We start from the raw sequence: 23,358 nt of genomic DNA, 5'->3' as shown, positions 1-23,358 counted from the left end.
AAACAGTTCGATCTTTAACGCTGACTTCTCTATAATCTTGCGACCCCACGTTACAACAAAGTTTTTTTCCCAAAAACTTTGATAGTGCCGGCATTGGCTATTCGAAGGGGTAGGTTTGCTGGACTGATGGTCGTGTGAGCCTCAACTGTTTTTGAACGTTTGGGTGTTCACCAACGTGTAACTTATTAATTGGGTAAGCTTTTATAATGAAAACTTTCACAGCTAAACCAGAAACTGTAAAACGCGACTGGTATGTTGTTGACGCGAATGGTAAGACCTTGGGTCGCCTCGCTACTGAACTGGCTAGTCGCTTACGCGGCAAGCATAAAGCGGAATACACCCCGCACGTTGATACTGGTGATTACATCATCGTTCTGAACGCAGAAAAAATTGCTGTAACCGGCAACAAGCGTACAGACAAGATTTATTACCGCCACACCGGTCACATCGGTGGTATCAAACAAGCGACCTTTGAAGAGATGATTGCCCGCAGTCCTGAGCGTGTGATTGAAATCGCGGTTAAAGGCATGCTGCCGAAGGGTCCGCTGGGCCGTGCAATGTATCGTAAGCTTAAAGTTTACGCAGGTACTGAGCACAATCATGCGGCGCAGCAACCGCAAGTTCTGGACATTTAATCGGGATTATGGCAATGGCTGAAAATCAATACTACGGCACTGGTCGCCGCAAAAGTTCTGCAGCTCGCGTTTTTCTTAAGCCGGGCAGCGGTAAAATCGTTATTAACCAACGTAGCCTTGAAGTTTACTTCGGTCGTGAAACTGCCCGCATGGTAGTTAATCAACCGTTGGAACTGGTAGACATGGTTACCAAGTTTGACATGTACATCACTGTTAAAGGTGGTGGTATTTCAGGTCAGGCTGGCGCTATCCGTCACGGTATCACCCGTGCACTGATGGAATATGACGAATCTCTACGTGGTGAACTGCGTAAAGCTGGCTTCGTAACGCGTGATGCGCGTGAAGTTGAGCGTAAGAAAGTGGGTCTGCGTAAAGCACGTCGTCGTCCACAGTTCTCCAAACGTTAATTTTTTGCCTTTATGGCATCAGATTGATGGTAAAAGCCCGGTGTTTCACCGGGTTTTTTTATTTGTTTGAAAAATAGTTTTTAAAAACATATCTGAAAAACACCTCCCCATCGCACCATATATTATATTTTTGCCGCTAACCTATTGTCTGATAGACGATTTTTTACGAAATGGCTGCACCATCCCCACAAAAGATTCAAAATCTGGTAAACTATCACTCACTTTTGTGCCTGTTCGGCGAACTGTTGGCGTCCGTGTATCTCCCTGGCTGAATTATTATCTCGACCAAGGCTTATTTACGGCAGCAGCTGTCGAGATTGCGAACTGGCGGTAAAACGACTCAGGATAGCAACCTCACCGTGGGCTATTCGCACTGTTTTCTAGATAATCTTGGAGGTTTTCATGGCTGTCGCTGCCAACAAACGTTCGGTAATGACGCTGTTTTCCGGCCCGACCGACATTTTTAGCCATCAAGTACGTATCGTACTGGCGGAGAAAGGTGTCAGTGTTGAGATTGAGCAGGTTGAAGCTGGTAATCTGCCGCAGGACCTGATTGACCTCAATCCCTACCAGACTGTCCCTACTTTGGTTGATCGCGAGCTGACACTGTATGAATCCCGCATTATCATGGAGTATCTGGATGAGCGTTTTCCTCACCCGCCATTGATGCCGGTATACCCAGTTGCGCGTGGTAGCAGTCGTTTGATGATGCACCGCATTGAGAAAGACTGGTACTCCTTGATGCATAAAATCGAGCAGGGTAATGCACAGGAAGCAGAAGCCGCACGTAAGCAGCTACGCGAAGTTCTGCTGTCTATCGCCCCGGTGTTCAATGAAACGCCTTACTTCCTGAGCGAAGAATTCAGTCTGGTTGATTGTTATTTAGCCCCGCTGTTGTGGCGCTTGCCTGTATTAGGCATCGAGCTAACAGGTGCGGGTTCTAAAGAGCTGAAAGGCTATATGACACGTGTGTTTGAGCGTGATGCGTTCTTAGCTTCCCTGACGGAAGCTGAACGTGAAATGCATCTGAAAACCCGAGGTTAATTGCTATGGAGATGTCGGATATGTCTCCGCGCCGTCCCTATTTGTTACGCGCATTTTACGAGTGGCTGATTGATAACCAGCTGACGCCACATCTGGTTGTTGATGTCACAAGGCCGGGCGTTTCGGTGCCAATGGAGTTTGCTCGTGATGGGCAGATTGTATTGAATGTGGCACCGCGTGCAGTGGGTGATCTGGAGCTGGGCAACGATGGCGTAAGCTTCAATGCCCGTTTCGGCGGTGTGCCGCGTCAGGTCAGTGTGCCTATGGCGGCGATAATCGCAATCTATGCGCGAGAAAATGGTTCTGGCACGCTATTTGAACCTGAAGAAGCTTACGACTCTGATGTTGAGGGTGATTCCGAGGGCATCGAAGAGGGTAATAGTGCACCAACTGACAACCTGATGTTAGTCACGGGCGAAACTCCGTCTTCGCAAGACGATAATGCGTTGCCTGATGATGAGCCGCCACAACCACCACGCAGTGGTGGTCGCCCGGCATTAAGGGTTGTTAAGTAGCCCCTTCGTTTTCAAGCAAAGCATTCTGCATTTCTAAGGGCGGCCATTGGTCGCCCTTATTATTTGTTGCCTACCTACAATTTCAATTATTTGGGTATAACCCAAAAAATTAAGACAGTTTTTTCAATTCAGCCAGACAGCTATCACGCTGGCTCATCATGTCACTATTTCTGATTGTGGATAGGGTATGAGAGGCGCGCTGCTGGAAATTGGCTTTGGCGGCGCTATCTTTGGTGTCAATGGGGGCAGTACAAATCTCTGATAATTGGAGTGTTTTGCTGTTGCTTACCGCTTTTAGCACAGCAGCGGGGTTATAAATCAGTGCGGAAGAGAGTGCTGATTTCACCCCTGCGGTGAAGCTCGCATTACCCCCATCGGCCAGTTTAGGGGCCATAGCAATCCAGTTATCATCACCCAGCTTGATATTATTCTCTACCGCCGGAAGTTGCCCCGCTTTCGCCAGTTCAGCCACCACGGTACGGGCACCACGAGCCTCGATATTGTAGCCAACTTCTTGATAATTAAGCGACATTGCCAACGCGCTGCCACTCATCGCCAGCAATCCGCCAGCAATAAAAAGTAAGTGAGATTTCATAACAGATGATCCTTTCTTTAAAACAAGGTGTAACCCTATATGCGGGCCAGTGAAGTTGGCCCAGAAGCATAAGTAAATCTAAACTCGGGCCTTACTATAGCGCTTCATGATTAAAATGCTGCAAATAAGGGAGTTTGAGATTGTTACAAAATCTTGAGTGGGGGCGATGTGCGGGAAAAACAGTAATAAAAAGGGCTGGATAACCAGCCCTCAGACCGTTGAAAAAGTTGCCCGCGGGGAAATGTACAGAATGGGTCGTAACGGCGTAAGCCGTCGGAGTGCCCATCTGTGCAGTCGCCCCGCGAGCCACCAAGCTATAAAATAGGCTTGTCAGTAACCTCAGATTTTGGGTACAAGTAGCCGGATCTTAGACTTCCAGATAATTCATGATGCCTTCTGCGGCCTTGCGACCCTCGGCGATGGCGGTGACCACTAAATCAGAGCCACGGACAATATCGCCCCCCGCGAAGATTTTTGGGTTACTGGTCTGGAAGGCATTATCGGTGCTTTCAGGGGCAACGACTCGGCCTTGCTTATCCAGCGCCACGTCATGAGCGGCCAACCACTCCATGCTGTGCGGACGGAAGCCAAACGCCATTATCACGGCGTCTGCGGGCAGAACATGTTCTGAGCCTGGGATCTGCTCAGCCATGCTACGGCCCTGAGCATCAGGTGCGCCCAGTTGGGTGCGAACCATTTTCACGCCGCACACTTTGCCATTGCTGTTCACTTCAATGCTCAATGGTTGCAGGTTGAATTTAAATTCAACCCCCTCTTCACGGGCATTTTTCACTTCCCGTTTGGAGCCAGGCATGTTGGCCTCATCACGACGGTAAGCACAGACCACATCTGTTGCACCTTGACGAATAGAAGAACGCACACAGTCCATCGCGGTATCACCGCCGCCCAGCACCACCACGCGTTTACCTTCCATGCTGATGTAAGGCTCGTGAGCAGCGGCTTCGTAGCCCATCAACTGCTTGGTATTGGCAATCAGGAACGGCAGTGCATCGTAAACACCGGAAGCATCTTCGTTCTCCAGCCCGCCGCGCATAGATTGGTAAGTCCCCACACCAAGGAACACCGCGTCATACTCTTTCAGCAGTGCATCCATCGTGATATCTCTGCCGACTTCAATATTCAGCTGGAACTCGATACCCATCTCAGAGAAAATTTTACGGCGCTTAATCATCACCTCTTTTTCCAGCTTAAAGGCTGGGATACCAAAGGTCAGTAAGCCCCCAATCTCTGGGTGGCGGTCAAACACCACGGCTTGCACACCGTTACGGGCTAAGACGTCAGCACAGGCCAGCCCCGCAGGGCCAGCGCCGATCACCGCGACACGTTTGCCGGTCGGGTGAACATGGGACATATCTGGCTTCCAGCCCATCTCGATAGCTTTATCACTGATATAGCGCTCAATATTGCCGATAGTCACCGCACCGAACTCGTCGTTCAGGGTGCAAGAGCCTTCGCACAGACGATCCTGCGGACAGACACGGCCACAAACTTCCGGCAAGCTGTTGGTCTGGTGAGCCAGATCCGCTGCTTCCATAATCCGTCCCTCATTGGCGAGTTTCAGCCAGTTAGGGATGTAGTTATGCACCGGGCATTTCCATTCACAGTAAGGGTTACCGCAAGACAAACAGCGGTCTGCCTGTGCTTTGGCCTGTGTTTCCGAGAATGGCTCGTAAATCTCAACAAATTCAATTTTACGGATCTTCAGCGGCTTTTTCGGCGGATCTACGCGCTGTAGGTCGATAAACTGATAAACATTCTGACTCATTTCAACCCCTTACTGCGCTTGAACCCGCAGCTCAGCTGCGGAACGGCTACGGTGGCCCAACAGTGCTTTCACATCGCTGGATTTCGGTTTAACCAAAGCAAACTTGGTCACCCACTCCGGCCAGTTAGCCAGAATTTCTTCGCCACGGCTAGAACCCGTCAACTGAACGTGTTCAGTGATCAGCCCACGCAGATGCTCTTCATGGATCGCCAGTTGATCGACATCCAAGACTTCTACCAGCTCAGGGTTAACACGTTTACGGAATTCACCATCTTCATCAAGAACATAAGCGAACCCCCCGGTCATCCCGGCACCGAAGTTAATCCCGGTGCGGCCCAGTACGCAAACAATCCCGCCCGTCATATATTCACAACCGTTATCGCCGATACCTTCAACCACAGTGATAGCACCGGAGTTACGCACCGCGAAACGCTCACCCGCACGGCCTGCGGCGAATAATTTGCCGCCAGTGGCACCGTACAGACAGGTGTTGCCGACAATACTGGCTTCGTGGCTGCGGAAGTTAGACCCCACTGGAGGGCGCACCGCGATACGGCCTCCGGCCATTCCTTTGCCCACATAGTCATTGGCATCGCCCGTCAGGGTCAGCTCAACACCGCCCGCATTCCAGACGCCAAAGCTCTGACCGGCAGTCCCCGAGAAGTAGGCTTTGATGGGGTCCGTTGCCATACCTTGATCGCCATGTTTAGTGGCAATCGCGCCAGACAGTGATGCGCCCACTGAGCGGTCAGTGTTGCGGATATCAAAGTAAAACGTTTTGCTGTGTTTGGCTTCAATGTGTGACTCGGCCTGTGACAGCAACTCTTTGTTTAGTGAGCCTTTATCGAACGGCGGGTTACTTTCGGTGCAATACAGGGCTTTGCCCGGATGTGGCGTCGCGGTTTTCAGCATTGGCGACAGATCCAGCTTGTTCTGTTTGGCTGAGATACCATCCAGCTCCAGCAACATGTCGGTGCGGCCAATTAAATCAACCAGTTGGCGAACACCCAGCTCAGCCATGATTTCACGGGTTTCCCGCGCGATAAACTGGAAGTAGTTCACCACACGCTCAGGCAAGCCGTGATAGTGGTCACGACGCAGTTTCTCATCCTGAGTGGCAACACCGGTGGCGCAGTTATTCAGGTGACAAATGCGCAGGTATTTACAGCCCAACGCCACCATAGGGCCAGTGCCGAAACCGAAGCTTTCTGCCCCCAGAATCGCGGCCTTAACAATATCGACACCCGTTTTCAGGCCACCATCCACTTGCAGGCGGATTTTATGGCGCAGCCCGTTGGCAACCAGTGCTTGTTGGGTTTCAACCAGCCCTAGCTCCCACGGACAACCGGCATATTTCACTGATGACAGTGGGCTGGCACCGGTACCCCCGTCGTAACCGGCAATGGTAATCAGGTCGGCGTAGGCTTTCGCCACACCAGTGGCAATGGTGCCCACACCCGGCTCAGAGACCAGTTTCACCGAAATCAGTGCCTTCGGGTTGACCTGTTTCAAGTCGAAAATCAGCTGTGCCAAATCTTCGATTGAGTAAATATCATGGTGCGGTGGTGGCGAGATCAAGGTCACGCCCGGAACGGAGTAGCGCAGTTTGGCGATGTACGGCGTGACTTTATCACCCGGTAACTGACCCCCTTCGCCCGGTTTTGCCCCTTGGGCCACTTTGATCTGGATAACATCTGCATTCACCAGATACGCCGGTGTGACGCCGAAACGACCCGAGGCTACCTGCTTGATACGGGACACTTTATTGGTGCCGTAACGCGCTGGATCTTCGCCGCCTTCGCCGGAGTTAGAGAACCCGCCGAGACTGTTCATGGCGATAGCCAATGATTCATGGGCTTCAGGGCTAAGTGCGCCGATAGACATCGCGGCGGTATCAAAGCGGGTAAACAGTGATTCCGCTGGCTCAACCTGATCGACTGGGATCGGGGTGCCTTGTGGTTTGATTGCCAGCAGATCACGGAAAGTGGCAACCGGGCGCTCATTCACCAGCTTGGCGTAAACCTGATAATCACTGTATTCACCGCTATGAACCGCAGTTTGTAAGGTGCTGACCACATCTGGGTTGTACGCATGGTATTCGCCATTGTGGACAAATTTCAGTAAACCGCCCTGATCCAATGGCTTGCGTTTCAGCCAAGCGCGTTTGGACAGATTCTGCAAATCCTGTTGGAAATCGCTGAAACTGGCCCCGCCAATGCGGCTCACTACCCCTTGGAAGCAGAGATCAGTCAGTTCACGATGCAGGCCAACCGCTTCAAACAGTTTGGCGCAGCGGTAGGAGGCGACGGTCGAGATGCCCATTTTGGACATGATTTTGTACAGGCCCTTGTTGATCCCGTTGCGATAGTTAAGCATCACATCGCGATACTTCTTATCTATAGCTTGTGAGTCAACCAACTTAGCCAATGATTCATAAGCTAAATAAGGGTAGATCGCAGTAGCACCAAAACCGAGCAGCACGGCGAAGTGATGCGGGTCACGGGCGCTGGCGGTTTCAACAATAATGTTCGCGTCGCAGCGCAGGTTTTTTTCCACCAGACGGGTCTGGATAGCGCCAACCGCCATTGGAGCAGGAACTGGCAGGCGATTCGGGGCAATAGCACGATCAGACAGCACCAACATCACAGCCCCATCACGCACTTTGCGCTCCGCTTCTTCGCACAGGGCGAGCACGGCTTGCTCTAAATCAGTTTCAGCCGGATCAAAGGTCAAATCCAGTCGATCAGCGCGGTAATGCTCCCCTTCCAGCGTGGTAAGTTGCTGGAAATCAGAGAACAGCAAGATGGGTGATTTAAAGCTCAGGCGGTGCGCCTGACCTTCTGCTTCGGAGAACACATTCATTTCACGGCCGATACTGGTGGCCAGTGACATGACGTGCGCCTCACGCAGCGGATCGATCGGCGGGTTGGTGACCTGCGCGAACTGCTGGCGGAAGTAATCGTAAATAATACGCGGGCCGCTGGAAAGCACGGCAAATGGGGTGTCATCGCCCATTGAACCGGTCGCTTCCTGACCAATCTCACCCAGTACGCGGATCACTTGATCCAGCTCTTCGCTGCTGTAACCAAACTGCTTCTGATAGGTTTCCAGTGTCGAATCATCTAACTGGCGGCTACCCACCTGATCTTCCGGCAAGTCTTCGAACGGCACCAAGCGCTTAACGTTCTTCTCCATCCACTCTTTATACGGGTGGCGGCTTTTCAGATCGTTATCGGTTTCGGCGGAGTGCAGGATCTTACCGCTGCGGGTGTCGATCACCATCAGTTCGCCGGGGCCGACGCGGCCTTTCTCAATCACTTCATCGGGCTGGTAATCCCAGATACCCACTTCAGAGGCACAGGTAATCAGTTTGTCTTTGGTGATGACGTAGCGCGCAGGGCGCAGGCCATTACGGTCGAGGTTACAGGCCGCATAACGACCATCTGACATCACGATCCCCGCAGGGCCATCCCACGGCTCCATGTGCATGGAGTTGAAGTCAAAGAAGGCGCGCAGGTCAGTATCCATATCTGGGTTATTCTGCCAGGCCGGTGGCACCAGCAGACGCATGGCGCGGATCAAGTCCATCCCACCGCTGAGGAACAGCTCCAGCATGTTATCCAGCGAACTGGAGTCCGAGCCGGTCTCATTGACGAAGGGCGCGGCATCCTGCAAATCGGGGATTAATGGCGTTTTGAATTTATAAGCACGCGCACGCGCCCACTGGCGGTTACCGGCGATGGTGTTGATTTCGCCGTTATGGGCCAGATAGCGGAACGGCTGAGCCAACGGCCAGCGCGGCACGGTGTTGGTTGAGAAGCGCTGATGGAACAGGCAGATGGCTGACTCCATACGCAGGTCAGCCAAATCAAGGTAAAAGCGCGGCAGATCCGCAGGCATACATAAGCCTTTATAGATCGTCACCAGATTCGAGAAACTACAAACGTAGAAATCTTTGTCACCTGAAATACGCTTTTCGATACGGCGACGGGCCACAAACAGACGGCGTTCCATATCACGTGGACGCCAACCCGCAGGGGCGTTCACAAAAATTTGTTCAATCCGAGGCAGGGAGGAGAGAGCGATTTCACCAAGAACATCTGGGTTGGTCGGCACTTCACGCCAGCCGATAATCGACAGCGTTTCGTTTTGCAATTCTTCTTCTACAATGCGGCGGCTTGCCTTGGCGAGTTCTTCGTCCTGACTGAGAAACATCATGCCAACGGCATAGTTTTTGGCCAAACGCCATCCGCGTTCTTCAGCGACCATCCGGAAAAAGCGATCCGGTTTTTGTAAAAGCAGACCACAGCCGTCGCCGGTCTTGCCATCAGCAAGGATCGCGCCACGGTGTTGCATGCGGGCCAGTGCGTGTATTGCGGTACGCACGACCTTATGGCTAGGTTCGCCTTCTATGTGGGCGATTAGGCCGAAACCACAGTTGTCCCTTTCTTGGGATTTATCGTACAACATATCAGTGAACCTCCCCAGGCTCTGCGAGACTCTCACAAACCGACTCCAGAAGGACATCGTGACTGAGACGGTGTGGGCTGACAGGCGCGTGTTTCGCGGCAAATCTACTTTTCCGCCCTCCGCCAGTGGCCTCTTGTGACGGTTCTCACAAGTGGTAAAAGACTTGTTTTAAGAGGGAGTCTTAAATTACTGCATAATTATGACTAGACGTTTGCCCGTCTAGAAAGCTTCCAGCGGACCTCCAACTTAGCGAGAAAGAATACTCAGGTCAAATATAGGCTTAAGATATATCTTTAATGTAAATAATGGCTTTATCACTATGAAAAATAGGAATTTATTGGCATTTTTTGCCCGCTGGGTGCAAGGAGCAGTAGATGTAGAATTGTGAGCTGTCTCACTATAGTGCAATGGACAAATCTCTGCACCATGCTAGTGCTGGCGGGGATGTTAGAGTTATGTGCTGCATTCTGTATATTTATTGGTTCTTAAAACTATTTTTCACTGAATTGTAATAGATGCGCTATGGGGTTGATGGAAATAAGAAAATTTAATCACCGAACAAGTGATTTTATTTGCATTTATAGTGAATGGTTATGCGAAGTTGCACCCAAGGGCATGGGAGTTGATCTCTGTCATCGCACACAACATCGTTGGCGGGTAATCTTGGGTTCTTTTCAGACAGGCAGTGCCAAGATTATGCAGTTGCAGCAATTAGTCAATATGTTTGGTGCGGATTTACAGCGTCGCTACGGTGAAAAAGTGCATAAACTCACGCTACATGGCGGGTTTAGCTGCCCCAATCGCGATGGTACCCTCGGCCGTGGTGGTTGCACTTTTTGTCAGGTGGCCTCATTTGCCGATGAGCAAATGCAGCAACAAAGTATTGCGCAGCAGTTAGCAGCACAGGCAAAAAAAACCAATCGAGCAAACCGTTACCTAGCTTACTTTCAGGCTTATACCAGTACTTATGCAGAAGTGAATGCGCTGGCCGTGATGTATCAGCAGGCATTGGCTGAAACTGACATTGTGGGGTTGTGTGTAGGAACTCGGCCCGACTGCGTACCCGATGCCGTGCTGGATTTGCTGAGCGGCTATCATCAGCAAGGTTATGAGGTCTGGCTCGAGCTGGGGCTACAGACCGCGAATGATAAAACCCTCAAACGTATTAATCGCGGCCATGATTTCGCCTGCTATCAGCAGACGGTGCGCCGCGCTCGCGCCCGTGGCCTCAAAGTGTGCTGCCATCTGATTGTGGGTCTGCCCGGCGAAGATCGAGCGCAAGGGATGGAAACATTGGAGAAGGTAGTGGCAACGGGCGTTGATGGGCTGAAGCTGCATCCGCTGCATATCGTCGAGGGCAGCACTATGGCGAAAGCTTGGCGGGCAGGGCGCTTGCCGGAACTGGCGCTGAAGGATTATGTGCTGACTGCCGGTGAAATGATTCGCCATACCCCCGCCGAGATTGTCTATCACCGGATCTCCGCCAGTGCACGTCGTCCCACGCTGCTTGCGCCGTTATGGTGCGAGAATCGATGGACGGCGATGAATGAACTGAATAGCTATATGCTTATCCATGGTGGTCAAGCTTCTGGGTTGTGATCGGCGACTGCGCGTCGTCATACTGAGATTGTGCAGTGCTCGTTTCTTCCTGTCTCACCGCGATTTGCAGTCTTTTCCACACTTCTAAGCAAGCCATCTTATCTCAGCCCAGTTTTGCGGTATGATTTATCCCCTTTGTACTTGAAGTTGCAGGGGTGTTAGCTGCACTCACTCACCCGAATCACTTACTTGAGTAAGCTCATCGGGATTCGTTTGCTTGCTGCCTACCTGCAACTCCAATTACTGTGGGGATACCTTTTGTACTTGAAGTTCGCTGTAATACCATTTATTTGGGGTATATCCGGAAACACTGACAGGGGTTGCTATGAAGCAAATCAGGGTATTAGCCCAGTACTACGTTGATTTAATGGTTAAGTTGGGGCTGGTTCGCTTCTCACTGCTATTGGCCTCGGTGCTGGTATTGCTCGCTATGGTGGTGCAGATGGCGGTGACCTTTGTGCTGAGTGGCTCGGTTGAAACCCTCGATTTGGTACGGTCGATTTTCTTTGGCTTGCTGATAACTCCGTGGGCGGTGTACTTCTTGTCGGTGGTGGTGGAGCAACTGGAGGAGTCGCGCCAACGGCTGTCGCGGCTGGTGGATAAGCTTGAAGTGATGCGCTACCGCGATTTAGAGCTGAATCAGCAATTGACCGAAAACATTGCTCAGCTCAATCAGGAAATTGTCGAGCGCGAAAAAGCAGAAAAAGCGCACCTGCAAGTGGTTGATAAACTGAAAGAAGAGATGGGACACCGTGAGCAGGCTCAGATTGAGTTGGGGCAGCAGTCGGCACTACTGCGCTCTTTTCTGGATGCTTCACCGGATCTGGTTTATTACCGCAACGAAGACAATGAGTTCTCCGGCTGCAACCGCGCAATGGAGCTGTTGACGGGTAAAAGTGAGAAGCAATTGGTCGGGCTGACCCCAAAAGATGTGTACGCGCCAGACATTGCTGAAAAAGTGATGGAAACCGATGAAAAAGTCTTCCGCCATAACGTCTCTCTCACCTACGAACAGTGGTTGGTCTACCCTGATGGCCGAAAAGCCTGTTTTGAGCTGCGAAAAGTGCCTTTTTATGATCGTGTGGGCAAACGCCACGGTTTGATGGGCTTCGGGCGCGATATAACTGAGCGTAAGCGCTATCAGGACGCGCTGGAGAATGCCAGTAGGGATAAGACCACATTTATCTCAACTATCAGCCACGAGCTGCGCACACCGCTTAATGGCATCGTGGGCCTGAGCCGCATCCTGCTGGATACTGAATTAGACAGCGAACAACTGAAATACCTGAAAACCATTCATGTCAGTGCTATCACCCTCGGGAATATTTTCAATGATATCATTGAGATGGATAAGCTTGAGCGTCGCAAAGTTCAGTTAGATAATCAACCAATTGATTTTACAGGATTTATGGCGGATCTGGAGAATCTGACTGGCTTGCTGGTGCAGCCGAAAGGGCTGAAATTCACTATGGAGCCGGAGTTACCGCTACCCGAGAAGGTCATCACCGATGGCACGCGGTTGCGGCAGATTCTGTGGAATCTTATTGGTAACGCGGTGAAATTTACCCAGCAAGGCGAGATTGTGGTGCGGGTACGGCGTGAGGAGAATGACCGCCTGACGTTTGAAGTGGAAGACTCAGGTATGGGTATCCCTGAAGATGAGCAGGATAAGATTTTTGCCATGTATTATCAGGTGAAAGACAGCAATGGCGGTCGTCCGGCAACGGGGACGGGTATTGGTCTGGCGGTCTCTAAGCGTCTTGCGCAGAGTATGGGCGGTGATATTACCGTGAAGAGTGCCCAAGGTTCTGGTTCCTGCTTTACCTTGACCATTAAAGCACCGGCGGTGCAGCAAGTCGCCAGTGTGCCATCTGGCGACGATATGCCGCTACCTGCGCTGCATGTCTTGCTGGTGGAAGATATCGAGCTGAATGTGATTGTCGCACGCTCGGTGCTGGAAAAACTGGGCAATAGTGTCGAGGTCGCGATGAACGGTCATGATGCCTTGGCGATGTTCAAACCGGATGACTTCGATTTGGTGCTGCTGGATATTCAGCTGCCAGATATGAGCGGGTTGGATATTGCCCGGCAGATTCGAGCGGAATATGACTCGCAATCACTGCCGCCACTGGTGGCATTGACCGCTAATGTCCTCAAAGATAAAAAAGAGTATTTAGACGCTGGGATGGATGACGTGCTGAGTAAGCCGTTGTCGGTACCTGCGCTCACGGCCATGATTAAGCAATTCTGGGATCATAAGCCCTCTTCAGCCAAAAAACAGGAACATAAAGTGATGCAAACCCATGAATCGTTACTTGATACTGCGATGTTGGAACAATACATCGATTTGGTCGGCCCGCAATTGATTCATCAAAGTCTGGAGATGTTTGAACAGATGATGCCGGGGTATTTGGCGGTGTTGGATTCAAACATGACGGCGCGGGACCAAAAGGGCATTACCGAAGAAGCGCATAAAATTAAAGGTGCGGCAGGTTCAGTTGGCTTGCGCCACATCCAGCAGCTTGCACAGCAGATTCAAACACCGACACTGCCAGCATGGTGGGATAACGTGCAAGATTGGGTCGATGAATTAAAATTAGAGTGGCGCAATGATGTGCAGGTGTTGCGTGAGTGGGTGGCGGAAGTTGAAAAAAAATAACCCCGACCGAGGCCGGGGTGCGCGAATACTGCGCCAACACCAGGGAAATCGTTAACCTGCGATGCCTGTCATGATTCAGGGCATATTAATTCGATTTCAAATGGATTCGCAGGTTGTCAGGATTCTTCCATACATCATACAAGCAACAACATAGCAAATGTAAGCGCTCTTGTTACAAGATTCATTAAAATTTGTGATAGAGATTCGTCTTTGTCACTAGAACGGGTTAAGCGATTGACAGCGTAAGAAAAGGAGAGGTGTGATGAAAACAGTCGGGGTAGTCCTCAGCGGATGTGGAGTTTTCGACGGCGCGGAGATACATGAATCTGTCTTAACAATGCTGGCACTGGATCGTGCGGGAGCGCGTGTTTTGTTCTTCGCACCCGACAAGACGCAACTGCATGTTATTAATCATATTACCGGCAAAGAAATGGCGGAACAACGGAATGTCTTGCTGGAGTCCGCGCGCATTGCCCGTGGGCATATCACGCCACTTTCCCTCGCTAATTCAGCGCAGTTGGATGCTTTGATTGTCCCCGGTGGTTTTGGGGCTGCCAAGAACCTCAGTGACTTCGCGATTAAGGGTTCTGACTGCACCCTAGACCCCGATTTAGTTAAGTTAACTCAATCAATGCATAAGTCAGGTAAACCTATTGGGTTTATGTGTATTTCGCCCGTGATGCTACCAAAGCTGCTGGGTAAGCCTATCCGTCTGACGATTGGTAACGATCCCGATACCATTGATGCAATTGAAATGATGGGTGGAGAGCATGTTGTTTGCCCTGTTGATGATGTGGTGATTGATATTGATAATAAAGTGGTGACAACCCCTGCTTATATGTTGGCCGGATCAATTTCTGAAGCGGCAAAAGGGATTGATAAATTGGTCACAAAGGTGCTGGATCTAACCGAATGATATCAGCCAGGCGTGGAGTCAATTGGCTTTGGTATTGGGGGAAAAGAGGCGTTATCGGCATTGCTGCACTCTGGTTGGCGGGTATTTTGATTTTTGCCTTCCTGCCGGTTCCTTTTTCCATGGTGATGATTGAAAGGCAGGTAGGTGCTTGGTTAACCGGTGATTTTTCGTATGTAGCGCACTCTGATTGGGTGCCAATGGATGAGATTTCACCTTATATGGCGCTGGCCGTGATGGCCGCTGAAGATCAAAAATTCCCCGAACATTGGGGGTTTGATGTCGGAGCCATTGAGTCTGCGTTATCCCATAATCAGCGCAATCAAAATCGTATTCGCGGCGCATCCACCTTATCGCAGCAAACGGCAAAAAATCTGTTTCTGTGGGATGGGCGAAGCTGGGTGCGTAAAGGGCTGGAAGTGGGGTTGACTGCCGGTATTGAGCTGGTATGGACGAAGCGCCGTATTTTGACGGTTTATCTGAATATCGCGGAATTTGGCGAGGGTATTTTTGGCGTCGAGGCGGCTGCACAGCATTTCTTCAAAAAGCCCGCCAGCAAATTGAGCGCATCAGAAGCCGCTTTATTGGCTGCGGTGCTGCCCAATCCGCTGCGTTTTAAGGCCAATGCACCCTCGGGCTACGTCATTTCTCGCCAGCAGTGGATCTTGCGCCAAATGCGCCAGTTAGGTGGCAAGACGTTTTTGCAGGAAAACGCCTTAGATTGATGTGGTGCCGATAGCTGTGGCATGGATTTATGCAGATAAAAAACGGGCTTAGATCTCTCTAAGCCCGTAATCGTTTGATTTCACGCCAATAAGCGAGATTATTTTACGATAGTAAACGCGGTAGTGACGTGTTTCACGCCACTGACCTGACTGGCAATCTGTGCGGCTGATTGCGCTTCCTGCTGAGTGACCAGCCCCAAGAGGAAGACTTCGCCATTCTCGGTAGTTACTTTCACATTCGATGATTTAACCGAGTCGGCGGTCAGCAATTGTGAGCGGACTTTGGTGGTGATCCAAGTATCCATAGACGCAGTGGTCAGATCGACCGGTTTACCTAAGCGCATCTCGTTATAGACTTCCGTTGCGCCATCGACGCCCGCTGCAATCTGTTTTGCGCGGCTAGACAGTTCTGCGGTTGGTGTTTGCCCGGTCAGCAATACTTTCCCTTGATAAGCGGTCACCACAAAACGTGTCTGGCTTTTTATCTGCTGATCTTTGCTCAGCGCGTTGACGACTCTGGCCTCCAATGTGCCATCGTCTACCTGAGTCCCGACAGAGCGTGGGTCGGTTACGGATTTGGTGGCAACCGCTGCGCTGCCCACCACTACGGCACCGACACAGCCTTGCAGTAGCAGTGCGCTGAATAGCATGGCAAAAATATAACCCACCTTCATTCGTGCTCCTTTAATCATCCTGATGAGGAAATAGAGTGTTATCAATTAAGTCACACAAGCAATTCACTGTGAGCATGTGTAATTCTTGAACGCGTGCGCTACGGTGCGAAGGGATGCGGATTTCAACATCCTGCTGACCTAACAGGCCAGCCAGCTCACCACCATCGTAACCGGTCAGGGCCACAATGGTCATATCACGGGTGACGGCAGCTTCGACTGCTTTCACAATATCACGGCTATTGCCGCGAGTGGAAATGGCGAGTAAAACATCACCCGCGTGGCCGAGCGCTCGTACCTGCTTAGCGTAAACCTCATCGTGTAAACGGTCATTGGTGATTGCCGTTAGCACCACATTATCAGCATTCAACGCAATCGCTGGCAGGCTCGGCCGTTCTGTTTCAAAACGGTTTATCATGCTGGCAGCAAAGTGCTGTGCGTTAGCCGCAGAAGTCCCATTACCGCAGCAGAGAATTTTATTGCCGTTGAGCAGTGACTGAACCAACGTCATTGCTGCACGGGATATGGCATCAGGCAAAGCCTCAGCTGCGGCAATCTGGGTTTGAATACTTTCTGTGAAGCAGCCTTTGATTCTATCCAGCACGTTGATTTAACTCACTTATTATTTAAGATTTCGGTAACAAACCGGCGAAACTCATCAATCCGCATTGAAGGCGTTAGGCAGCCATTCTATCTGACTGCCAGTAACTGCAAAAACATCAAAACGGCACGGTGTTGTGGCAAAACTGGCGCCTCGCTGAGCCAGCCAAACGGCGGCGGCACGGAGTAACCGTTGCTGCTTGCGGTAGGTGACGCTGGCAGCGGCACCACCGAATAGGTCATTGCGCCGAAAGCGAACTTCAACAAATACCCAAGTCGGCCCATCGCGCATGATAAGGTCAATCTCACCGCTTTGATAGGTGACATTGGCCGCTTGAAAAATTAAGCCCGCCCGCTCCAGATGGCAACGGGCTTGATTTTCGTAGTGTGTGCCAGTATTCCTTTGGCTCATAACTCTCCCTTCGTACTTGAAGCTGCAGGGTTGTTAGGCTGCCGGAACTACCATGCCCTGACGATATTGTAACCAAGGCAATTTACGGGTGATAACACAATCTGCGGATGCAGTTAATTCACCCGTAGTACCACTGAGCTGGAAGCCCGGAATCTGCCGCATTTCAGCAAAATGGTTCGATAATGTCCACGCATCAATCCCCATGGCGTACAGACGCACCAGTGAATAGTCATTGGCATATTTAGCCGCCGCTTGTTGCATTAATGCAGGATTAGCCCCTGCCATCAATGGAATATCACTAAACTGAATACCTTCCATCTCTAAGCGGTAATCTGGACCAGCACCGGCCTGATAGCTGCGTGAACTGGCAAACAGCGCGGGTTTACTGCGTGAGCTGGTGGCCATATCAATCATCGGCTTAATCAGCGTCAGTTCAGCCGGTGTTGCAATGATATACACCGAATCAATGTTGCCGCCGGCAGAGGTGGAGACGACAGGCGCATCCACTGGCGGTGCAGGAATGGTCAGACCCGCGATAGTCACAGAGGCGGGGGCCACAGCAGGTGTGCTCGAAATGGCGACGGGCTGCCCGGTCAGGCGGATGCCTGCGCCACTGTTGATAGCTTGTTTCAACTCTGCCGTTGAACCGAAGTTTTGCTGTAATACTGTCTGCCCACCTAGCTTCTGCCACTCTTCGGCGAAGGCTTTAGTGACGCGATCACCGAAGGCACCACGCGGAGTCAGCAGCAGCGGTGCTCTTTTTTCCTGACTCCACAGATGATGTGCGGCATCGCGCGCTTCATCTTCTGGCGACAGGGCGAAGTAGCAGATATTCGGGTTGTTAGTGTTCACTTCCGGTTGGTTCAAAGCCAGAATGTTTAGGGTGCTTGGGGTGGCACTTAACTGCTCGACTTCGGGTTTCAGCAGCGGGCCGACAACCAGTGTTGCGCCATCTTGCTGCGCCTGCGCCAGTAATGCGGCAATCGGTTGTGTGGTGGTGTCGTAGATTTTTACTTGCGCATTGCTGGTGGCAATCGGTACGGCGACGGGTGATGGAGTCGGCGCGGTTGCCACATCTACTGGTGCTGTTGCATCAGTGGAGGCACTTGCCGTGGCATCCGGTGTTTCGGGAACTGGGGCGGCTATCGGTAAACCATTCTGCGCGGCAGTGAAACCTTGTTGGATAGCATCGGCGAACACTTGTGCCGGGCCACTCAAGGGCAGCAACAGCGCAATTTTCGCCGTGGATGCCTGACTGAAGTTGCTAATCTGGGTCAACGCCGTTGGCAAATTTTTCGCTGCGGGGTTCTGCGGGTAGCGGGTTTGCCAATCTTTAATCGCGGCTTTCAGCAGTTCAGGATCTTGTTTGTTATCCTGATAGACATGAGTTAAATCCAGCCAGCCTTGCAGCACGTTTTCGTCTGCATTAATCACAATATTATTCAATTCTTGTGGTGTTAGCTGTGCCAGTGCTTGCCAAGTGCCATCGATATTATCCTGATGCGCTTTATCTTTCAGCAGCGGTTCCTGAGCGATAAATGCCCGAATCAATGGCAGAGTGGCCTTGCCTTGATTGGCGGCAATTTGGGCCTGATAGAAGCGAACCTGCTGATTTGCAGAGAGCTGGGTTGTATCAAGCTTGCCAAGAATATCGGCTGCGGCAGGATTATTTTTCTGTGCCACCAGCAGCTCTGCGGTCAGTAGTTGCTGTTCTTGGCGTTGTGTATCGCTCAGATTAGCCGGTAGTGTACTCAGCTGTTCTGCCGCCTGAAGAATCTTCCCTTCACGTAGCAGGGCACGAATGGCGAGTAATTGCCAGTCAGCCTTGTTATCATCACTGCTCTGTTGCAGCTGCTGCAAATAATAATCGGCGTTAGCACTGGCTTCGTCCTGTATATTTGCGGGTGGTGGTGTCTGTGGTGCCCTGCCTGAACAGGCTGCCAGTATCAGAGCAGCGAGAACAACAGGGAAAAGCCCTGCTTTGGAACGAACGAATGTTGAGGAAAGCATACTGTATCCAGTGATGTTTTTTTCAAGATGCTCAATATTAAATCGGTAATTCGGATGAAACAATGAATCAACACGATCGAGCAGTGATTTCTGCATCTACGCTTTATGTGGTACCTACCCCCATCGGTAATTTAGGGGATATCACCCACCGGGCGTTAGAGGTACTGAAAGGCGTTGATTTGATTGCGGCAGAAGATACACGTCATACAGGGTTGCTGTTACAGCATTTCGCGATCAACGCCCGTCTGTTTGCACTTCATGACCATAACGAACAACAAAAAGCCGATCATTTGCTGGCAAAACTGCAAGAGGGCCAGAGTATTGCGCTGGTTTCAGATGCAGGGACGCCACTTATCAACGATCCGGGCTACCATTTAGTACGCCGTTGCCGTGAAGCGGGCATCAGAGTGGTGCCATTACCGGGCGCTTGTGCGGCGATTACCGCACTTTCTGCTGCTGGTCTCGCCTCAGATCGTTTTTGCTACGAAGGCTTCCTGCCCGCGAAAACCAAAGGCCGTAAGGATACTCTGCAAGCGCTGATTGAGGAACCTCGAACACTGATCTTCTACGAATCAACACACCGCTTGTTGGAAAGTTTACAGGACATGGTAACCGTACTTGGCCCACAACGCTATGTGGTACTGGCCAGAGAGTTGACCAAAACCTGGGAGTCTATCCACGGTGCACCCGTTGGCGAGTTGCTGGCTTGGGTTCAGGAAGAAGAGACTCGCCGTCGTGGTGAGATGGTACTGATTGTCGAAGGGCATAAAGTGCAGACCGATGATGCATTACCTGCTGCCGCGTTGCGCACTTTAGCGCTACTACAAAAAGAGCTGCCGTTGAAAAAAGCCGCTGCTTTGGCCGCAGAAATTCACAGTGTGAAAAAGAACGCGCTCTATAAGTATGCACTTGAGCAGCAAAATGAGGGGCAAGACCAAGCGGAAGATGACATTCAATCCTAATGTGATTATAATCCGCCGCGGAGTTGACTAGACAGTCGCCGCTTCGCTGCCGTCCCTTTCGGGGGAGACAGGTGAAGGGGAGGAAAGTCCGGGCTCCATAGGGCAGGGTGCCAGGTAACGCCTGGGAGGCGCAAGCCTACGACAAGTGCAACAGAGAGCAAACCGCCGATGGCCCGCGTAAGTGGGATCAGGTAAGGGTGAAAGGGTGCGGTAAGAGCGCACCGCGCGACTGGCAACAGTTCGTGGCATGGTAAACTCCACCCGGAGCAAGGCCAAATAGGGGTTCACATGGTACGGCCCGTACTGAACCCGGGTAGGCTGCTTGAGCCAGTGAGCGATTGCTGGCCTAGAGGAATGACTGTCCACGACAGAACCCGGCTTACCGGTCAACTCCACTCATTCCATAAAAACCCCGCCTCGGCGGGGTTTTTGCTTTGTGAGATCAGTGGCGAGGAGGTATCAACTTTTGTTCTCTTATTTATGCTTCACCTCAATCTGACTTTTTGGAACACAACTCTTCGCTGATTGCGTACTGGGTTGCCATGCCGAGCATCTAGCCTGATGGTATTCCTTGGCATTTTATATACCCTTTCTCGCTTAACGTCGCTACATACCAATATGAGAGTGAGATAATAGAAACAACGGCAAGAATTAAAATAACTTTAAACAAAGGAATTATTGGCGAGATGATGATTATAGCAGGATTATACCCCTTAAATAGCAAAGCAAAAAACCATGAAAGAGGGAATATAAATAATATAGGAATGAAAATATGCGGCCTTAATGTATGCAATTACTTTATCCGTTATGCCAAAATTGCCATCTAGATAATTTAAGTTAATCGCAGACACTAATCCTGAGGGCTGGTCACGGGGTGCTTACATTACTGTATCATCAAAAGCATAGTATAGAACTGTACCTAAGTATAACTACTTTAATTGCAAAGGTTAAGTATACTATAAGAAAACTCGCTTTTTAGTCATTTCATGTCAATTATAAAGCGTGTATTGATTAATATAACTTTTCATATATCAAAAGATTTTAATGCCTATATAACATAACGGAATCTAACATCGCTGTGGTACGTCAAATAAAATAAAACGTTAACGCTTAAAAATAACTTATTAATATCTTAATTATATGTATTAATTTATTCAATCTAAATTTATCTGGTTCCCCATTTTTTATTTTACCGAGGATAGTAAAAATAAAATGATATCTAATTATGATAGAGAAATACTGCTGGAGCGTAAAAATGCCGCGAAACATGTTATTAATAAGCTCCGTCTTTTAAAAATTAGAAGTACGAATAATCCATTTGTTCATGTTTCTAAGAGGAAAGCTAAAGCATTCGGTGATGCTCGGCTCAGTGGTCCCCAAGATCTTTATACTGTTGAACAACGGACTCTGGCTACGAAAATTGGGAACTGTGACGAAAAGGGGAAGATTTGCCTGGTTGCATTAATGGAATTACAAAAAGTTGGTAAGTTATCGCGAAGTGATCATAAAATTAATTTTTGTAAGTCCTTTTTTTTTGATGGAATAACTGGGTTTAATTATGGCTATGACCATGTCTACATTATTATTTCGGATCCAGGCCCATTCATACCCACATCGTTAAAAGCGTTTGGTAAAACGGCGGTGGTCGTGGATGGATGGACTGAGGATTGGTATTTCCCTAATATAGGTTTTACTGAGCGAGAAAATATTTCTTTAAATTTAATCAATATACCAAATGTCCGCCAAAAAGTCGTTCGTGATAGAATAGAAAAGCATATCATTACGCCTTATCACAATCCGGTTGAGCGTCAACTAGATAGAGGTAGGGTATATGAGAGCTATATGTTCAATATTCATTGTGAATATGAACTTGATCTTTTTGCAGATTATAAAAACAATAGCCATTCTTCCAAGTATGATCGTCTTAGGAAAGTTGATCCACAGAAGACGGTAAAAGGTAGATGGGCACCCTTGATACAATAAGCGTACGCCCAGCGCAGTCTGATAATTCCTCATTGGCAGTAGACAGGATAGATACTGCCAACCTATGTATTTCCTCCGCTTATTTTTATAAGGGAAAATCACGCTATATCTTCATAAAATAATGGCCCCGTTCTTATTTCTATTTCTCTATTTCTCTCGATAACCCCTACGCAGTGCCGCAATGGAAGATGGTGTTTGATGGGGATGGGAACTAAATATCTGTGGTGATCTATTAAGACCACAGGCCCTATCGATACTTTTTAGGGTGATTACTTTTAGTTCTAAAGCACAGGCTAGCCTTCGCAGTGAAGGTTAGCCCGTGTTGGATGATAAGATTATGGCGAACAAAAAATATAAATATTAATCACAGTGATTGAGTAATAATTTTTTGAGGCTAACTTTTCAACCGAGCTCTGTTACTACGTAATTGCCAGACTCAGAATCAAAACTGCCGTCGGGATGTACTATATAACACCCCATAGAACCCCCGCCATTATGTTTGTTGGAGTCACCACTCCAAATCGAGTTGGGGGGTACAATAAAAGATACTGACTGCTGATTGCCATTACCGCGGTGTTTACCCGCCATCGCAACTCTAACGCTCTCGCCATTTTTTCCAATCACCCAAAAGGTGACTCTTCCCCAATGGTCAGCCCAAAAACTCCATGGGCAGTTAATCAGCATACTAATCTGGATATATCTTCCGGTGCTATTTGCCATCGGTTTGTTCCAGTTGAAATCATTAAGTAAATAGGGTGGTGTGACTCTATTTAAGGCACTGGTTAACGTATCCGTTAGCAATGCGACTAAGTGAGCTGGTGTCGGTTTGATATTTGCAATAATCCATTCGGATGGATCTGCTTTCCAGCTACCACTGATCCCCTCAACCGGCTCACCGTCCTCCCGTATATAACCGGCAGATATGCCCGCCATCGATACCATACTGCCCAGTTCATCATTGGTATAATCAGCGCCACCGTCTGTAATTAGTAAGCCGCGAATATCTACATTATGACCAACCTTATCCAATTTGATCAGCAGATGCATTTCTTGCTGCTTTTTGCCCAAGAGGTTTTGGATCTCTTTAGCCAGATAACCTTTAGATTTTAGATCGTCGATGGGTACCCATTTGGAGGTTGTACCCGTGTTAGCCTCCTTAATCAGCTCACCCCGCTCGCCTTTTAAATAGAGCTGTGCGGCTTTGGCTACGCTGCTAAAGTGTTTGGCATCGCCACGCAGTTGTAATTGTTGATTGATGCTGGACATCCAGGTGACAATCCCCGCCACCGCGACGGCAACCAGCATTAATGCGATCGCCATTTCGATCAGGGTAATACCCCGTTCCATTCTTTGTTTCTGATTCATAGTTATT

The 23,358-nt window shown here is 49.8% G+C and carries 18 protein-coding genes and 1 other RNA gene; 11 read left to right on the top strand and 8 right to left on the bottom strand.

Annotated features, from left to right (window positions below; genetic code table 11):
* Nucleotides 1–206: 206 nt before the first annotated feature.
* From rplM to sspB, 4 genes are all read left to right on the top strand, one after another.
* The gene (gene rplM, locus HRD69_RS02865; protein ID WP_004874088.1) at nt 207–635 is read left to right on the top strand and encodes a 50S ribosomal protein L13; all 429 of its coding nucleotides are present in this window, start codon (nt 207–209) and stop codon (nt 633–635) included.
* Between the two features lie 14 nt (nt 636–649).
* Entirely contained in the window at nt 650–1,042 is a 393-nt protein-coding gene (gene rpsI / locus HRD69_RS02860) for a 30S ribosomal protein S9 (RefSeq protein WP_005162424.1), read from the top strand.
* A 402-nt stretch (nt 1,043–1,444) separates the two neighbouring features.
* Nucleotides 1,445–2,086: a stringent starvation protein SspA gene (gene sspA / locus HRD69_RS02855; protein ID WP_004874089.1), complete on the top strand. Its 642-nt coding sequence runs from the start codon at nt 1,445–1,447 to the stop codon at nt 2,084–2,086.
* A 5-nt stretch (nt 2,087–2,091) separates the two neighbouring features.
* Nucleotides 2,092–2,601 carry a ClpXP protease specificity-enhancing factor gene (sspB, locus tag HRD69_RS02850; RefSeq protein WP_004874090.1) on the top strand — a complete coding sequence of 170 codons (510 nt, stop codon included), beginning with the start codon at nt 2,092–2,094 and terminating at the stop codon, nt 2,599–2,601.
* Nucleotides 2,602–2,710: 109 nt separating this feature from the next.
* Here the strand turns inward: sspB and HRD69_RS02845 are convergent, their stop codons facing one another.
* From HRD69_RS02845 to gltB, 3 genes are all read right to left on the bottom strand, one after another.
* Nucleotides 2,711–3,196: a hypothetical protein gene (locus HRD69_RS02845; protein ID WP_004874091.1), complete on the bottom strand. Its 486-nt coding sequence runs from the start codon at nt 3,194–3,196 to the stop codon at nt 2,711–2,713.
* 367 nt (nt 3,197–3,563) lie between these two features.
* On the bottom strand, nt 3,564–4,982 hold the full coding sequence (locus HRD69_RS02840; protein WP_004874092.1) for a glutamate synthase small subunit: 1,419 nt from the start codon (nt 4,980–4,982) through the stop codon (nt 3,564–3,566).
* A gap of 9 nt (nt 4,983–4,991) precedes the next feature.
* On the bottom strand, nt 4,992–9,452 hold the full coding sequence (gene gltB / locus HRD69_RS02835) for a glutamate synthase large subunit (protein WP_032813394.1): 4,461 nt from the start codon (nt 9,450–9,452) through the stop codon (nt 4,992–4,994).
* Between the two features lie 696 nt (nt 9,453–10,148).
* On the opposite strand from gltB, the gene mnmL reads away from it, so the two are divergent.
* The 4 genes from mnmL (at nt 10,149) to mtgA (ending at nt 15,348) form a co-directional block, all read left to right on the top strand.
* Complete coding sequence (gene mnmL / locus HRD69_RS02830; protein WP_004874094.1) at nt 10,149–11,051, top strand: tRNA modification radical SAM protein MnmL/YtqA; 903 nt, start codon at nt 10,149–10,151, stop codon at nt 11,049–11,051.
* 325 nt (nt 11,052–11,376) lie between these two features.
* Nucleotides 11,377–13,710 carry an aerobic respiration two-component sensor histidine kinase ArcB gene (gene arcB / locus HRD69_RS02825; protein ID WP_004874095.1) on the top strand — a complete coding sequence of 778 codons (2,334 nt, stop codon included), beginning with the start codon at nt 11,377–11,379 and terminating at the stop codon, nt 13,708–13,710.
* A gap of 262 nt (nt 13,711–13,972) precedes the next feature.
* Entirely contained in the window at nt 13,973–14,626 is a 654-nt protein-coding gene (elbB, locus tag HRD69_RS02820) for an isoprenoid biosynthesis glyoxalase ElbB (protein WP_032813396.1), read from the top strand.
* The gene (gene mtgA, locus HRD69_RS02815; RefSeq protein WP_032813399.1) at nt 14,623–15,348 is read left to right on the top strand and encodes a monofunctional biosynthetic peptidoglycan transglycosylase; all 726 of its coding nucleotides are present in this window, start codon (nt 14,623–14,625) and stop codon (nt 15,346–15,348) included. The genes elbB and mtgA overlap by 4 nt, the downstream gene beginning before the upstream one ends.
* Before the next feature lie 98 nt (nt 15,349–15,446).
* Here the strand turns inward: mtgA and dolP are convergent, their stop codons facing one another.
* From dolP to HRD69_RS02795, 4 genes are read right to left on the bottom strand one after another with little or no spacing between them, the layout of a single operon-like run.
* Nucleotides 15,447–16,022: a division/outer membrane stress-associated lipid-binding lipoprotein gene (gene dolP, locus HRD69_RS02810; protein ID WP_004874098.1), complete on the bottom strand. Its 576-nt coding sequence runs from the start codon at nt 16,020–16,022 to the stop codon at nt 15,447–15,449.
* Nucleotides 16,023–16,032: 10 nt separating this feature from the next.
* Complete coding sequence (diaA, locus tag HRD69_RS02805) at nt 16,033–16,623, bottom strand: DnaA initiator-associating protein DiaA (protein ID WP_004391999.1); 591 nt, start codon at nt 16,621–16,623, stop codon at nt 16,033–16,035.
* Nucleotides 16,624–16,677: 54 nt separating this feature from the next.
* On the bottom strand, nt 16,678–17,031 hold the full coding sequence (locus HRD69_RS02800; protein WP_004874099.1) for a YraN family protein: 354 nt from the start codon (nt 17,029–17,031) through the stop codon (nt 16,678–16,680).
* A 33-nt stretch (nt 17,032–17,064) separates the two neighbouring features.
* Nucleotides 17,065–19,041, bottom strand: a complete 1,977-nt coding sequence (locus HRD69_RS02795) for a penicillin-binding protein activator (RefSeq protein WP_032813402.1) — start codon at nt 19,039–19,041, stop codon at nt 17,065–17,067.
* A gap of 62 nt (nt 19,042–19,103) precedes the next feature.
* Here HRD69_RS02795 and rsmI point away from each other — a divergent pair, with 62 nt between their 5' ends.
* The 3 genes from rsmI to HRD69_RS02780 all read left to right on the top strand — a co-directional run bounded on the left by rsmI (nt 19,104) and on the right by HRD69_RS02780 (nt 21,986).
* Nucleotides 19,104–20,003, top strand: a complete 900-nt coding sequence (gene rsmI / locus HRD69_RS02790) for a 16S rRNA (cytidine(1402)-2'-O)-methyltransferase (protein WP_032813403.1) — start codon at nt 19,104–19,106, stop codon at nt 20,001–20,003.
* Nucleotides 20,004–20,022: 19 nt separating this feature from the next.
* Nucleotides 20,023–20,401, top strand: an RNA gene (gene rnpB / locus HRD69_RS02785) — RNase P RNA component class A.
* An 814-nt stretch (nt 20,402–21,215) separates the two neighbouring features.
* On the top strand, nt 21,216–21,986 hold the full coding sequence (locus tag HRD69_RS02780) for a hypothetical protein (RefSeq protein WP_004874104.1): 771 nt from the start codon (nt 21,216–21,218) through the stop codon (nt 21,984–21,986).
* Nucleotides 21,987–22,388: 402 nt separating this feature from the next.
* Here HRD69_RS02780 and HRD69_RS02775 read toward each other — a convergent pair whose 3' ends face one another.
* Nucleotides 22,389–23,351, bottom strand: coding sequence for a hypothetical protein (locus HRD69_RS02775; RefSeq protein ID WP_032813404.1), 963 nt, complete (start codon nt 23,349–23,351; stop codon nt 22,389–22,391).
* Nucleotides 23,352–23,358 lie beyond the last annotated feature (7 nt).

The organism is Yersinia mollaretii ATCC 43969 (assembly GCF_013282725.1).
GTDB lineage: Bacteria > Pseudomonadota > Gammaproteobacteria > Enterobacterales > Enterobacteriaceae > Yersinia > Yersinia mollaretii.
This window is presented reverse-complemented; position numbering and strand designations above follow the sequence as displayed.